Source organism: Rhodanobacter sp. FW106-HT46G03, from assembly GCF_058789895.1.
The window spans coordinates 3570826-3583365 of sequence record NZ_JBYTCC010000001.1 but is presented as its reverse complement, the minus strand read 5'-3'; the positions used below and the strand labels follow the sequence as shown (position 1 = coordinate 3583365).

General features: G+C 67.2%; 12 protein-coding genes. 9 read left to right on the top strand and 3 right to left on the bottom strand.

Annotation, left to right across the window (positions count from 1 at the left end; all coding sequences use genetic code 11):
- Positions 1-180 (bottom strand): hypothetical protein (locus tag AC3WP6_RS16005; protein ID WP_492628609.1); only part of this gene is annotated, 180 nt, incomplete at its 3' end.
- 18 nt (positions 181-198) lie between these two features.
- On the opposite strand from AC3WP6_RS16005, the gene rpmH reads away from it, so the two are divergent.
- The 9 genes from rpmH (at position 199) to AC3WP6_RS15960 (ending at position 10485) form a co-directional block, all read left to right on the top strand.
- The gene (gene rpmH, locus AC3WP6_RS16000; protein ID WP_007510029.1) at positions 199-333 is read left to right on the top strand and encodes a 50S ribosomal protein L34; all 135 of its coding nucleotides are present in this window, start codon (positions 199-201) and stop codon (positions 331-333) included.
- A gap of 14 nt (positions 334-347) precedes the next feature.
- A complete protein-coding gene (gene rnpA / locus AC3WP6_RS15995; RefSeq protein WP_492628608.1) occupies positions 348-728 on the top strand; it encodes a ribonuclease P protein component in 381 nt (126 codons plus the stop codon).
- 92 nt (positions 729-820) lie between these two features.
- On the top strand, positions 821-2551 hold the full coding sequence (yidC, locus tag AC3WP6_RS15990) for a membrane protein insertase YidC (RefSeq protein WP_492628607.1): 1731 nt from the start codon (positions 821-823) through the stop codon (positions 2549-2551).
- A gap of 139 nt (positions 2552-2690) precedes the next feature.
- Positions 2691-4034: a tRNA uridine-5-carboxymethylaminomethyl(34) synthesis GTPase MnmE gene (gene mnmE / locus AC3WP6_RS15985; RefSeq protein ID WP_492628606.1), complete on the top strand. Its 1344-nt coding sequence runs from the start codon at positions 2691-2693 to the stop codon at positions 4032-4034.
- A gap of 79 nt (positions 4035-4113) precedes the next feature.
- On the top strand, positions 4114-4473 hold the full coding sequence (locus AC3WP6_RS15980) for a hypothetical protein (protein WP_492628605.1): 360 nt from the start codon (positions 4114-4116) through the stop codon (positions 4471-4473).
- Between the two features lie 42 nt (positions 4474-4515).
- Positions 4516-6531, top strand: coding sequence for a DEAD/DEAH box helicase family protein (locus tag AC3WP6_RS15975; protein WP_492628721.1), 2016 nt, complete (start codon positions 4516-4518; stop codon positions 6529-6531).
- A complete protein-coding gene (locus tag AC3WP6_RS15970; RefSeq protein WP_492628604.1) occupies positions 6528-7718 on the top strand; it encodes a restriction endonuclease subunit S in 1191 nt (396 codons plus the stop codon). The genes AC3WP6_RS15975 and AC3WP6_RS15970 overlap by 4 nt, the downstream gene beginning before the upstream one ends.
- Positions 7715-8569, top strand: coding sequence for a DNA damage-inducible protein D (gene dinD / locus AC3WP6_RS15965; RefSeq protein ID WP_492628603.1), 855 nt, complete (start codon positions 7715-7717; stop codon positions 8567-8569). The genes AC3WP6_RS15970 and dinD overlap by 4 nt, the downstream gene beginning before the upstream one ends.
- Entirely contained in the window at positions 8569-10485 is a 1917-nt protein-coding gene (locus AC3WP6_RS15960) for a class I SAM-dependent DNA methyltransferase (RefSeq protein WP_492628602.1), read from the top strand. Before dinD ends, AC3WP6_RS15960 begins: the two co-directional genes overlap by 1 nt.
- 166 nt (positions 10486-10651) lie before the next feature.
- On the opposite strand, the gene rbsK is transcribed toward AC3WP6_RS15960, so the two are convergent.
- Both rbsK and AC3WP6_RS15950 read right to left on the bottom strand, forming a co-directional pair.
- Positions 10652-11584, bottom strand: coding sequence for a ribokinase (gene rbsK, locus AC3WP6_RS15955; protein ID WP_492628601.1), 933 nt, complete (start codon positions 11582-11584; stop codon positions 10652-10654).
- Positions 11585-11681: 97 nt separating this feature from the next.
- Positions 11682-12296 (bottom strand): hypothetical protein, encoded by a 615-nt coding sequence (locus AC3WP6_RS15950; RefSeq protein WP_492628600.1) that lies wholly within the window; start codon positions 12294-12296, stop codon positions 11682-11684.
- Positions 12297-12540: the final 244 nt, after the last annotated feature.

Sequence of the window (12540 nt, the reverse complement as noted above, 5' to 3'; positions counted from 1 at the left end):
GAAATCTTTTGTCCACAGGCAGGGGCGCTTGCGCGCAGGGTGGATCAGGAAGTCTACCAGCACGCTTGGGCGTGGCTCGCCCACCGTTCGTCCACCATCTTGCCCACAACACGAAAGCCGGGGATTTGACAGCCTGCGGCGGCGCACCACATAATCGCCAACCTTTTCACCGTCATTCATTCCCTTCGGAGCAACGCCATGAAGCGGACTTTCCAGCCCAGCAAGCTCAAGCGCGCGCGCACTCACGGCTTCCGTGCCCGCATGGCCACCGCCGACGGCCGCAAGGTGCTCAACGCCCGCCGCGCCAAGGGCCGCAAGCGCCTGATCCCGTAAGCGGCGCGCAGGACATGCGTGCTGCCGGCCTGCCGCGTGCCATGCGGTTGCGTCAGGCCAGCGAGTTTCAAGCGTTGCGCACGAGCAGCGGCCGCCTTGGTGGCCGCTGTTTTCATTTGCGCTACCGACCCAACGGTTTGCCGCATGCGCGGCTGGGGCTGGCGATCTCCAAGCGCGTGTCCAAGCTGGCGGTGGAGCGCAACCGCCTGAAGCGCCTGCTGCGCGAGTCGTTTCGCCGCGTTCGCGCCGGACTGCCCGCGGTGGATATCGTGGTAATGGCGCGCAACGAGGCCGCCGGCCGGCCTGGTGCGGAACTTCTCGCCGATGCCGAGGCTCTGTGGCAACGGCTCGCCGCAGCACCATTGCCACCCGCGCCGCCCGCCAACAACCATTGATGCCGATGCACGCGCCCGCCACAATCGCACGTTGACCTTCTTCCGCCCCTTGTGGCTGCGTGCCGCGTGGCGTCGCCCGGATCCGTGACACGATGAAACAAACCCGCAATTTTCTCCTATTCGCCCTGCTTGCCGTGGCGTATTTCCTGTTCATGGCCTGGGAGAAGGACTACCTGCAGCCGCCCGCGCCGCCGGCAGCGGCCACCACCGCAGCCACCAGTGCGGCGACCGTGCCGAATGCGCAGGTGCCCAGCGCGCCGGCACCGGGTGCGGCGACCAATGGCGCCCCGCCCACGGTGGCCACCAGCGCCAACCCGTCTGCGCCGACGCCGCTCGTCACCGTCGATACCGACGTGCTGCACCTCACCATCGACACCCGCGGCGGCAGCCTGATCCGCGCCAAGCTGCTCGATTACCTGGTGACGCCGCGCACGCACAAGAACCCGCACCCGGCGCCGATCACCGTGTTCGATGACACCGACACGCATTATTTCGTCGCCCAGAACGGTCTCGTGAGCAGCAGCGATCCGGCCGCCGCCGACCAGCCGAACCACCTCGCCGTGTTCAGCGCCGCGCAGTCGCGCTACACGCTCGCGCCGGGCCAGAACGAGCTGGACGTACCGCTCACTTGGACGGATGCCAAGGGCCTCACCGTCACCAAGACCTACCGCTTCACCCGCGGCAGCTACGTGGTGACGCTCGACCAGAAGGTGACCAACGGCGGCGCCACGCCGTGGCAGGGCAACGCGTACACCCAGCTCCTGCGCACCGAGCCGCCGCACACCGGCAACTGGATCAAGAACATGTCGGATCCGGAAGCGCGCAGCTTCCAGGGCGCGGCGTGGTACACCGGCGAGAAATTCGAGAAGCTCGCGTTCGGCGATTTCAAGAAACCGGACGATGCCTTGAACGCCAGCTTCAAGGGCGGCTGGGCGGCGATGCTGCGGCTGTATTTCTTTGCCGCGTGGATTCCGCCGGCCGGCGAAACCATGAGCTACGCCACTGATACGGTGAACCCGGACAGCGCGCACCCGCGCTACCTGATCCGCGCGATGGGCCCGACGCTCAGTGTGGCGCCGGGGCACAGCGTGGACGCCACCTCGCGCCTGTACGTGGGCCCCAACCTGCAGGGCAAGCTCGACGCGATCGCACCGGGGCTCGACCTCACCATCGACTACGGCATGTTCAAGATCCTCGCGGTGCCGATGCACGGCATCCTCGCGATCTTCCACGCCGCGGTGCGCAACTGGGGCCTGGCCATCATCCTTTTGGTGCTGCTCATCAAGGGCGCCACCTGGAAGCTCACCGCGATCCAGTACCACTCGGCGGCGAAGATGCGCAAGCTGATGCCGCGCATGAAGGCGCTCAAGGAGCGCTACGGCGACGACAAGCAGAAGCTGCAGCAGGCGCAGATGGAGCTGTACAAGAAGGAGAAGGTCAACCCGATGTCGGGCTGCCTGCCGATGCTGATCGTGCTGCCGGTGTTCTACGGCCTGTTCTACGTGCTGGAGTACTCGCTGGAGCTGCGCCAGGCAGCGTTCCTGTGGATTCCCGACCTCAGCGCACCGGACCCGTACTACATCCTGCCCATCATCTACGCCATCGTGATGATCGGCACCCAGCTCCTGAACCCGGTGTCGGCCGGCATGGACCCGACCCAGGCGAAGATGATGAAGGCGATGCCGCTGCTGTTCACGGTGATGTTTGCCTTCTTCCCCTCCGGCCTGTGCCTGTACTACGCAGTGAACGGCATCGTCGGCCTCGGCCAGCAATGGTGGATCACCCACCACGTCGATCGCGAGGAAGCGGCGAAGGCGGCGTAGGCGCGCCATCCCCGACAGCTGCTCTCGTGAGGCGGCTGTCGGGCTGAAGCCCATCGGGGCTTTGCGCTCGCCGCAGGCGGCGCTGTCAAATCCCGAATCCCCTATCCCGAATCCCGGCTTTCCGCCTACCCTGCTCCGCATGAGCGAAACCACGGACACCATCGCCGCGATCGCCACGGCGCCCGGCGCCGCTGGCGTCGGCATCGTGCGCGCCTCCGGCCCGGCGGTGCCGGCCATCGCGGCGGCGCTGCTCGGCCATGCGCCGCAGCCACGCCATGCGCACTTTGCCGCGTTTCGCGCCGCCGATGGCGAGCTGATCGACCACGGCATCCTGCTGCTGTTTCCGGCGCCGGCCTCGTACACCGGCGAACACGTGCTGGAGCTGCAGGGCCACGGCAGCGCCGTGCTGCTCGATGCGCTGCTGGCGCGCCTGTGCGAACTCGGCGCGCGGCTGGCGCGACCGGGCGAATTCACCGAGCGGGCCTTCCTCAACGGCAAGCTTGACCTCGCCCAGGCCGAAGCGGTGGCCGATCTCGTTGCCGCGCGCTCGCGGGCCGGCGCACGGGCGGCGCTGGCCTCGATGCAGGGCGTGTTCTCGCGCAAGGTGCAGGGACTGCTCGATGCGCTCATTGCCCTGCGCGTGCACATCGAGGCGGCGATCGACTTTCCCGAGGAGGAGATCGACTTTCTCGCCGATGGCGCCATCACCCGTCAGCTCGAAGCCCTGCGCGCCCAGCTTGCTGAGTTGCTGTGCGAAACCCTGCGCGGCGTGCGCCTGACCGACGGCCTGCGGGTCGCCATCGTTGGCCGACCGAATGTCGGCAAGTCGAGCCTGCTCAACGCGCTGGCCGGGCGCGACCGCGCCATCGTCACCCCGGTCGCCGGCACCACCCGCGACGTGCTGCGCGAGGCCGTCGCGCTCGACGGCCTCGTGCTGGAACTTGCTGACACCGCCGGCCTGCGCGAGACGGACGACCTGGTGGAAGCCGAAGGCGTGCGCCGCGCGCAGGCGGAGCTGGCGCGCGCCGACGCCGCGCTGCTGGTCACCGACGAAGCGCACGCGCAGGCCGACCTCGCCTTCTTCGCTGCACTGCCCGCCAGCGCCGCGCGCCTGGTGCTGGTCAACAAGATCGACCTCACGGCAACCTTGCCGCATGCGGAAACGCGCGTCGATGCGCACTGGTTGTGGGCGTCGGCAAAAACTGGCGCCGGCCTCGATGCGTTGCGCACGATGCTCAAGGAACTGGCCGGTGCGAACGCCGGCGAAGGCGCCTTCAGTGCCCGCCGCCGCCACGTGCAGGCGCTGCAAACCGTGGGGGAGCACCTTGATCGCACCGCGCAAGCCCTCGCCGTCAGCCGCGCCGGCGAACTCGCCGCCGAAGAGTTGCGGCAGGCCCAGCAAACCCTCGGCGAAATCACCGGCGCCTACACCAACGACGACTTGCTCGGCGCGATCTTTTCGAGCTTCTGCATCGGCAAGTAGGCACTGCTACGGCCAGCGTGCCGGCGTCCGTTATGCTGGCCGGCAGCCGCGGATGGCTGTGCATCGGGGTGGACGAACGGTGGCATTCAACGAAGAGGAGACACGGTTCCACCTGATCGACCCGGTGCTGCGCGCGAAGGGCTACGACGACCCGCAGCGGGTCAAGCTGGAAACCCCGGCACCGGTCGAACCGACCGGCCCCAGGGGGCGGCGGCGCAAGGGCAGCGGGCGTACCGACTACCTCTTGTGCGTGCAGGTAGGCAACATGCCAAAGCCGCTGCCGGTGGCCGTACTGGAAGCCAAGCGCGAAACCGAGGACCCGCTCAAGGGCATGCAGCAGGCCAAGGGTTATGCCGACTGCACGCGCTTCGACGTGCAGTACGTGTTTGCCAGCAACGGCCATCTCTACGGCGACTACGACAAGCCCAGCGGCCAGTAGACCGGGCCCCACCCGCTCGCGGATTTTCCGCCGCATGCCGACCTGTGCGCCCGCTACGCCAGGGACAAGCACATCGACCTGGGTCGGCCCGATGCCGCCGTACTGTTCCAGGCCGACAGCCCGGCATGGAACAAGGCGCGCTACTACCAGGATGCGGCGATCCGCGCCGCGCTGGAAAAGATCCTCCGCGAGCGTGCCGCCGGCCATGCGCCGCGCGTGCTGCTGACGCTGGCCACCGGCGCCGGCAAGACCATCATTGCCACCAACCTTTTGTGGCGCATGGCGCAGGCCGGGCTGCTGCCCAAGCCCGCGCTGTTCCTGTGCGACCGCGACGAATTGCGCGAGCAGGCCTACACCAAGCTCAAGGCTGCCTTTGGCGGCAACGTGCGCATCGTGCAGACCGTGCACGGGGCCAATGCCGCGGCCAACGCGCGCATCCACATCGCCACCTACCAGACCCTGGGCATCGACGGCGACGGCGACGGCAGTTTCCTCACCGAGCATTACCTCGAGAACGCCTTCAGCATCATCGTCATCGACGAGTGCCACCGCTCAGCGTGGGGCCAGTGGTCGCAGGTGCTCGCGCGCAACCCCGACGCCATCCACCTCGGCCTCACCGCCACCCCGCGCAAGCTGAAAGAGCGCGAGCACGCCAGCGCCGAAGAAGCGGCCGACCATGCCATTACCGCGCACAATCTGCGCTACTTCGGCGAGCCGGCCTATGTCTATACCCTGGCCCAGGCGCAGGAGGACGGCTACCTGGCGGCGTGCGAAATCGTCAAGCGCAAGCCCAGCATCGACGCCCGCGTGTTCACCCGCGGGGAAATCCTCGCCGCCGGCGTGAAGGATCTCAAGACCGGCAGGCCGCTCACCGCCGACGACCTCGTCAAAGCCGAATACACCGGCAAGGATTTCGACGACGAGCTGTTCATCGACCTGCGCACGCCAAAGATGTGCGAAGACCTGTTCAAGCTGCTGTGCGAAAACGGCGGGCCGGAGCAGAAAGCCATCGTCTTCTGCACCCGCGACCTGCACGCCGACCGCGTGGCGATGCACCTGAACAACCTTTACGCCGCCTGGTGCCAGGCCCATGGCCACGAGCGCAAGGACGACTACGCGTTCAAGTGCACCGCCGCCGGCGGCGCGGACAAGATCGCGGTCATGCGCGGCTCGGGCGAGCGCGCCTTCATTGCCTGCACGGTGGACTTGCTGGAAGCCGGGGTGGATATCGAGCGCCTCAACGCCGTGGTGTTTTTCCGCTACCTGCAATCGTCGATCAAGTTCTACCAGATGGTGGGGCGCGGCACCCGCATCGACGAGGCCACGCACAAATACAAGTTCTGGCTGTACGACTACACCGGCGTCACCGACCTGTTCGGCACCGAGTTCATCAGCGCGCCGCCGCGCACCGGCGGCGACGGCCACGGTGGCGACGCGGGTGGCGGTGCGGGCGATCCGGATACCCCCTACCCGGTCGCCAATCCGGTGCCGGTGATGCGCCTGGGCGACAGCGAGCACGTGGTCATCACCGCGCAGGGCCGCTGCATCCTGACCAACCGCAACGGTGTCGCCACGCCGATCCCGCTGGACGAATACCGGCGCGAGGTGATGGCCCGCGTGCTGGCCGAGGCGCACGACCTGGGCGACTTCCGCGCGCTGTGGATCGAGGCGCGCAAGCGCCGCCACCTGATCGACCACCTGCTGGGCGACAACTACTCTCCCGAGGCCATCCGCGATGCGGAGGACATGGGCGAGTTCGACCTGTTCGATTTCTTCGGCAAGTACGGCTACCACGCCCGCGCGCTCAAGCGCCCCGAGCGCGGCGCGGCCTACCTGCAGGCCAACGCCGCGTGGCTCGCCGCCATGCCGCCGCCATCGGCCACCGTGCTGCGCGGCCTGGGCGCGCAGTTCGCGCAGGGCGGCACCGAGGCGCTGGAATCGGAAAGCCTGTTCGACGTGCCGCAGATCGCGCAGGCCGGCGGCATCAAGGCGCTGCGCGTGCTGGGCAAGCCGGCGGACGTGATGCGGGAAGCGAAGATGAGGTTGTTTGGGGCATGAATTGGGTGACCGTTCGTTTGGGCGAAATCGCCATCGAGGATAGGCAAATCGTGACGCCCGACTCGCCTGAAGCGAGCGTTCGGCCATATCTCGGCCTTGAGCAGATCGAGTCAGGCACCGGGCGCATTCTTTCGTATGAGGGCAACTCTGCCGAAGGGATAAGTACCACCTTCGCCTTCGATGAGAACCATGTGCTGTACGGAAAGCTGCGGCCTTATCTAAACAAGGTTGTCGCCCCGGATCGAAAAGGGCGTTGTTCGACGGAAATCATTCCGCTCTTGCCTCGTGGAGCAGACAGGGAGTTCCTTGCCCTGTTGCTTCGCACGGATCACGTGCTTGCAGCCGCCATGTCGGAGAAGACGGGTTCGCGAATGCCGCGAGCCGATATGGATGCGTTGCTCAGTCTCGATGTTTCGATTCCGCCAGCGATTAACGACCAACACCGTATCGCCGCCCGCCTGAAAGCCCAGCTGGCCGAAGTGGAAACCGTGCGGCAGGCGGCGCAGGCGCAGGTGCGGGATGCGATGCTGCTGCGCAGCCGCTTGCTGCAACAGACTTTCGATGCGCTGCGCGATGCGCCGCGCAAGGTGTTGGGCGAGTGGGCCAAGACGACCAGCGGTTCGACGCCGCCACGTGGCGACAAGCGTTACTGGTCGCCCGCTGAAATCCCGTGGGTGAAAACCGGCGAAGTGGCTTTCGCGCCCATCGCTGCTACCGAAGAAGCCATCTCGCGGCAGGCGCTGGCCGAGTGCTCGCTGACGTTGTTGCCGCCGCGGACTGTGCTGGTCGCCATGTATGGTCAAGGCAAGACGCGTGGGCAATCCGCGATCCTGCATATCGAAGCGACTACCAATCAGGCGTGCTTCGCCATCCTGCCGAATGACACTTGGGACGCGGATTTCCTGCACCACTGGTTGATGGCCTCATATGAGAGTTTGCGCAGCCTGTCCGATGGTCGTGGCGGTAATCAGGCCAACTTGAACGGTGGGTTATTGAACGCGCTGGACATTCCTGCGCCGGACATCACCGACCAGCGCCGCTTGGTCGCTCGCCTCAAAACCCAACTCGCCGAAGCCGACGCCGTCCACCAGGCCGCCACCGCGCAACTGGCCGAGATCGAACGCCTGCCACAGCGCCTGCTGGCGCAAGCTTTCGCTTCATCCACCACACAAGAAGACGTGACATGACCGGCAAGAAGATCGGCACGCAGCATCTCACCGCCTTCGAGGCCATCCGTCAGCACGATGCCGCTGGCGAGGAGCGCTGGTCGGCGCGCGATCTGGCACTGCTGCTGGAGTACGTGCAGTGGCGCAACTTCGTGCAGGTGATGGACAAGGCCCGGTTGGCCTGTCAGCAGGCTGGCAAGCGGGTCGCCGACCATTTTGCTGACGTCAGCAAAATGGTCGACATCGGCTCCGGCGCCCAGCGCAAGGTCGACGATGTCAGCCTGTCGCGCTACGCCTGCTACCTGATCGTGCAGAATGGCGACCCGTCCAAGGCGGTGATCGCCAACGGCCAGACCTACTTTGCCATCCAGACCCGGCGCCAGGAACTGGCCGACGCGGCGCAGCTGGCCGGGCTTTCCGAGGACGACAAGCGCCTCGCCATCCGCAACGAGCTGGCCACCCACAACAAGCATCTGGCGGCGGCGGCGAAGGATGCCGGGGTGGAGACGCCGCTGGATTACGCAGTGTTCCAGGACCACGGCTACAAGGGCTTGTATGGCGGGCTGGGCGCCAAGGACATCCATGCCCGCAAGGGCCTCAAGAAAAGCCAGAAGATCCTCGACCACATGGGCAGCACCGAGCTGGCGGCCAATCTGTTCCGCGCCACGCAGGCGGAGGACAAGCTGCGTCGCGAAGGCGTGCGCGGCAAGGCCCAGGCCAACCGCACCCACCACGAAGTGGGCCGCAAGGTGCGTCAGACCATCAGCGAACTGGGTGGCACCATGCCGGAAAACCTTCCGGTACCGGAGTGGAGTATCCAGCGCGTCGAATCGGCCAGGAAAAAGCAGCTCACGAAGAAAACGGACAAGTAATGCCACGCCCACGCAAATCTGCCGAGAAGGCACCCCGCACCATCGCCAGCACGCAATCGCTGGCGAGCTTCGTCAAGAGTGTGTGCGACATCATGCGGCGCTCCAACTGCGCCAGCGCGCTGCAGTACGTGCCGGAGCTGACGTGGATTCTGTTTCTGCGCATTCTCGACGCGCAGGAGCAGCGCGAGGCCGGGCAGGCCGAGGCGCTGGGGGCGGAGTTTGCCCCGGCCCTGCGCGCGCCCTATCGCTGGCAGGATTGGGCCGCGCCGTGGAGCGCCGCCGCCGACCGTCCGACGACGACCGACGGCCGCCCGCAAGGCTGGAAGCGGCAGGAGCTGTTTGCCGCCGGCGACGGCCGGCTGTTCGATTTCATCAACGGCGAGCTGCTGCCGTACCTGCACGCGCTGGACGTGGACGCGCGCACCGGCGAGCCCAACCCGACCGCCACGGCCAAGCAGCGCATCATCGGCCGCATCATGACCGCGGTGGAGCGGGTGCGGGTGGATGCGGAAACCAACCTGCGCGACATCCTCGACCGCGTGCACGAGATCAGCATCGAGCACATCGACGACACGCACTTTTTCACCCTGTCGCAGGTGTACGAGGATCTGCTGCTGAAGATGGGCGAGAAGAACTCCGACGGCGGGCAGTTCTTCACGCCGCGCGAAGTGATCCGCGCCATGGTGCACACGGTGGACCCGGCGCTGGGGCAGGCTGTGTACGACCCGTGCTGCGGTACCGGCGGCTTTCTGGCCGTGGCCTACGAGCACATGGCCCGCAAGCTGGGCGCGGCACCGGCCAGCACCGACCTTGCGCGGCTCAAGCGCGACAGCTTCTTTGGCCGCGAGAAGGAGAACCTGGTGTTCCCCATTGCGCTGGCCAACCTGGTGCTGCACGGCATCGACCAGCCCAACCTGTGGCACGGCAACACCCTGACCGGGCGCGCCAGCTACGCCGCCTTGTTCGACGCGGCGCCGCCGCAGTTCGACGTGATCCTCAGCAACCCGCCGTTTGGCGGCAAAGAGGGCAAGGACGCGCAGAAGAACTTCGCCTTTGCGACCGGCGCCACCCAGGTGCTGTTCGTGCAGAAGATCCTGGACGAGCTGGCGCCGGGCGGCACCTGCGCCATCGTGCTGGACGAGGGTCTGCTGTTTCGCACCAACGAAAGCGCGTTCGTCGAAACCAAGCGCAAGCTCACCGAGGAATGCGCGCTGTGGGCCATCGTCAGCCTGCCCGGCGGCGTGTTCTCCACTGCTGGCGCCGGGGTGAAGACCAACCTGTTGTTTTTCACCAAGGGCCAGCGCACCGAGCGCATCTGGTACTACGACCTGGCGTGGGTGAAGGTGGGCAAGAAGACCCCGCTGACCCTGGCCCACTTCGGCTTTGCGCCGGATGGCGCAGTGCTGGACGATGCCGCGTTGCCCACGGCGCTGACTGCCGATTGGCGCGCCGACGAGGCCAATGCGGGCAAGCCGTTCCCCAGCTACGCCCGCCTGCTGCGCAAGCGCGGCGGCAGCCGCTACTCGTGGACGGTGGACTTTGCGCAACGCCGCGCCGAGGCGCGCGGCGCCATGCAGCCATTGCGCGACCAGGTTGCCGCGTTGCGCGAAGAGGTGGCCAACCTGAAGCAGCAAGTCCGCGACATGCGCAAGGTGCCGGCCCCCGACGCGGCGTTCCGCGAGTTGCTGGCCGCCGTGCAGGCGCGCATCGGCGACCGGGAAAGCGCTATCCACGACCTTGATCACCAGGTAGCCGCACTGGATGCCGCCACCTACGACCTCAAGGCGGTCAATCCGCACGCGGTGACAACAACCGACGAGCGAACGCCCGCCGAGATCATGGCCAGCATCGCCAGCCACGGGCAGGCGGTTTCCGCGGCGTTGCAGCGGCTTGCGGCGTTGACCCGGCCCCGATAGGGGCGCCGGTCATGGCTGGGCCGGGGTGCCCACTGCCACCCGCAGTCTGACGCGGCAGCAGGCCATCGGCGGCCGCGAGATTTGCCAGTCGCCGGCGGCGGACGCTGGCTTCCCCCTTACGGCGTGCGCGCCGTGCAGGGTTGCCCGACGGGTCACGAGGCGAAGCTCAGGGAGAGCCGCGCCGCGACCGCACGCCGGCCTGTGCGCGGCCAGCCAAAAACGCGCCCAGTTCGCGCGCGGTCGGCATGCCGTCTTGCGCGCCGAGCTTGGTTACCGAGAGCGCGGCGGCGGCGCAGGCCTTGCGCACGGCGTCCGCCATGCCCTCGCGCAGAAATACGGCGAGCGCGCCGTTGAAGGTGTCGCCGGCGCCAGTGGTGTCGACCGCGGTCGCCGCAAAGCCCGCCTGATGCCGCGGTTCAGCGGCGTCCGCAGGGCGGTACCACGCGCCCTCGCTGCCGCGGGTCAGCACCACCGGGCACGGGCAGGCGCGCATCAGTTCGCGAAAGTCGACGCTGGCATCGGCGCCCAGCACAGTCGCCAACTCGTGCTGGTTCGGCGTGATGCAACTGGCGCGGGTGAGCCATTCGTACGGCAACGGTTGCGCCGGCGCGGGGTTCAGGATCACCGGCACGCCTTCGCGCTCGGCGCGGCGCAGCGTGGCGTCGACGGTTTCCAGCGGAATCTCCAGCTGCACCAGCACCGCGTCGGCGGCGGCAATCGCGTCGCGCGCGGCCTCGACTTGTGCCGGGCTGACCTGCGCATTGGCGGCGGGTACCACGGCGATGGTGTTCTCGCCGTTGGCCACGGTGATCGACGCCGTGCCGCTGCCGACCTGGGTGAGCCGCGCCACGTGGGCAAGATCGATGCCTTCGCGGGTCAGCCCGGCGTGCAGCTGGTCGCCGAACGCGTCGTAACCGAGTGCGCCGACCAGCGCCACCTGCGCGCCCAGCCGCGCGGCCGCCACTGCCTGGTTTGCGCCCTTGCCGCCGTGTGCGGTGAAAAACTGGGTGCCGAGCAGGGTTTCGCCGGGGCGCGGGAACCGTGGCGCCAGCGTGACCAGATCCATGTTGATGCTGCCGACGACGACGATGCGGGGCATGCGGGTCTTCCGGTAGAGGTCATGGCTGCCACTGTGCCGCAAATGACGACGCCCGCGCAGGGGCGGGCGTCGTGGCGTGCCGCGGTGTAGCGGGCGGTCAGCTCATGTGGCCGATGCCGGCGTCGCCCGGCTCCAGCGCCGGGGCGGGACCGGCAACCGCGAGCAGGCCCTGGGCGTAGCCGTCGTCCAGGCTCAGCGTGGAAACCTCGTCCCAGCCGAAGAACGAGGCCTGGCGCATCCATTCGGCGTCGGGGCTGAGCTCCTGCAGGTAGAAGCCCTCGTCGTCGCTGTTGACCAGGTGGCCGATGTAGCAGACCTCTTCCTCTTCCTCGGTATCCACATGCACGCCGATCACCGGCAGCATCGCGCCGGCGGCGTGCACCACGTCCTGTACCGAGTCGAGCGGAAAGCCCTGCGGCAGCCGTGGTTTGACCCCGCGCAGCGCCAGCGCCTTGGCCATGAAGGCATGGTGGCGTTCCGGTGCTTCCAGCTCGGTGATGTCGCGGTGCCGCATGATGTAGATGCCGTCGTCGGTGAGGTTGTCGCCGAGCACCCAAAAGAGGATGAACTCGCGACCGACACCGCCGATGTAGCCGCAGAAACTGCCGTGCTCCAGCTCGCCACGCCACAGGCGCACCATGGTTTGCTGTTGCATGGCTTCGCGCAGTTGGGCGCGCAGGTTGTTGGATTTGAACTCGATGATGGTTGCCATAGCGCGGTTATTTTAGCAGAGTGGGTCAAGTCCCTTGTTCAGCAATTGTTGTCGGCGAACATCGGCGAACGTGCATCGAATGCACGCTAAAGTGTGTATTCCGAGTCTTGGCCGACTCGGCCACCGACCGACTGGTCAGGCTTGAAGCCGCCTGGCCGAGTGTGGATAAATGGGGGTCTGTTGCTGCGGTGCAAGATTGCGTGAGCCCCAATGCGCGCGCTTCACCGCTGCGCAACGAAGCTGG

Bases quoted from the DNA above. Each gene is read 5' to 3' on its own strand.
- rpmH (WP_007510029.1), top strand. From the start codon at position 199: ATGAAGCGGACTTTCCAGCCCAGCAAGCTCAAGCGCGCGCGCACTCAC.
- rnpA (WP_492628608.1), top strand. From the start codon at position 348: ATGCGTGCTGCCGGCCTGCCGCGTGCCATGCGGTTGCGTCAGGCCAGC.
- yidC (WP_492628607.1), top strand. From the start codon at position 821: ATGAAACAAACCCGCAATTTTCTCCTATTCGCCCTGCTTGCCGTGGCG.
- mnmE (WP_492628606.1), top strand. From the start codon at position 2,691: ATGAGCGAAACCACGGACACCATCGCCGCGATCGCCACGGCGCCCGGC.
- AC3WP6_RS15970 (WP_492628604.1), top strand. From the start codon at position 6,528: ATGAATTGGGTGACCGTTCGTTTGGGCGAAATCGCCATCGAGGATAGG.
- dinD (WP_492628603.1), top strand. From the start codon at position 7,715: ATGACCGGCAAGAAGATCGGCACGCAGCATCTCACCGCCTTCGAGGCC.
- AC3WP6_RS15960 (WP_492628602.1), top strand. From the start codon at position 8,569: ATGCCACGCCCACGCAAATCTGCCGAGAAGGCACCCCGCACCATCGCC.
- rbsK (WP_492628601.1), bottom strand. From the start codon at position 11,584: ATGCCCCGCATCGTCGTCGTCGGCAGCATCAACATGGATCTGGTCACG.
- AC3WP6_RS15950 (WP_492628600.1), bottom strand. From the start codon at position 12,296: ATGGCAACCATCATCGAGTTCAAATCCAACAACCTGCGCGCCCAACTG.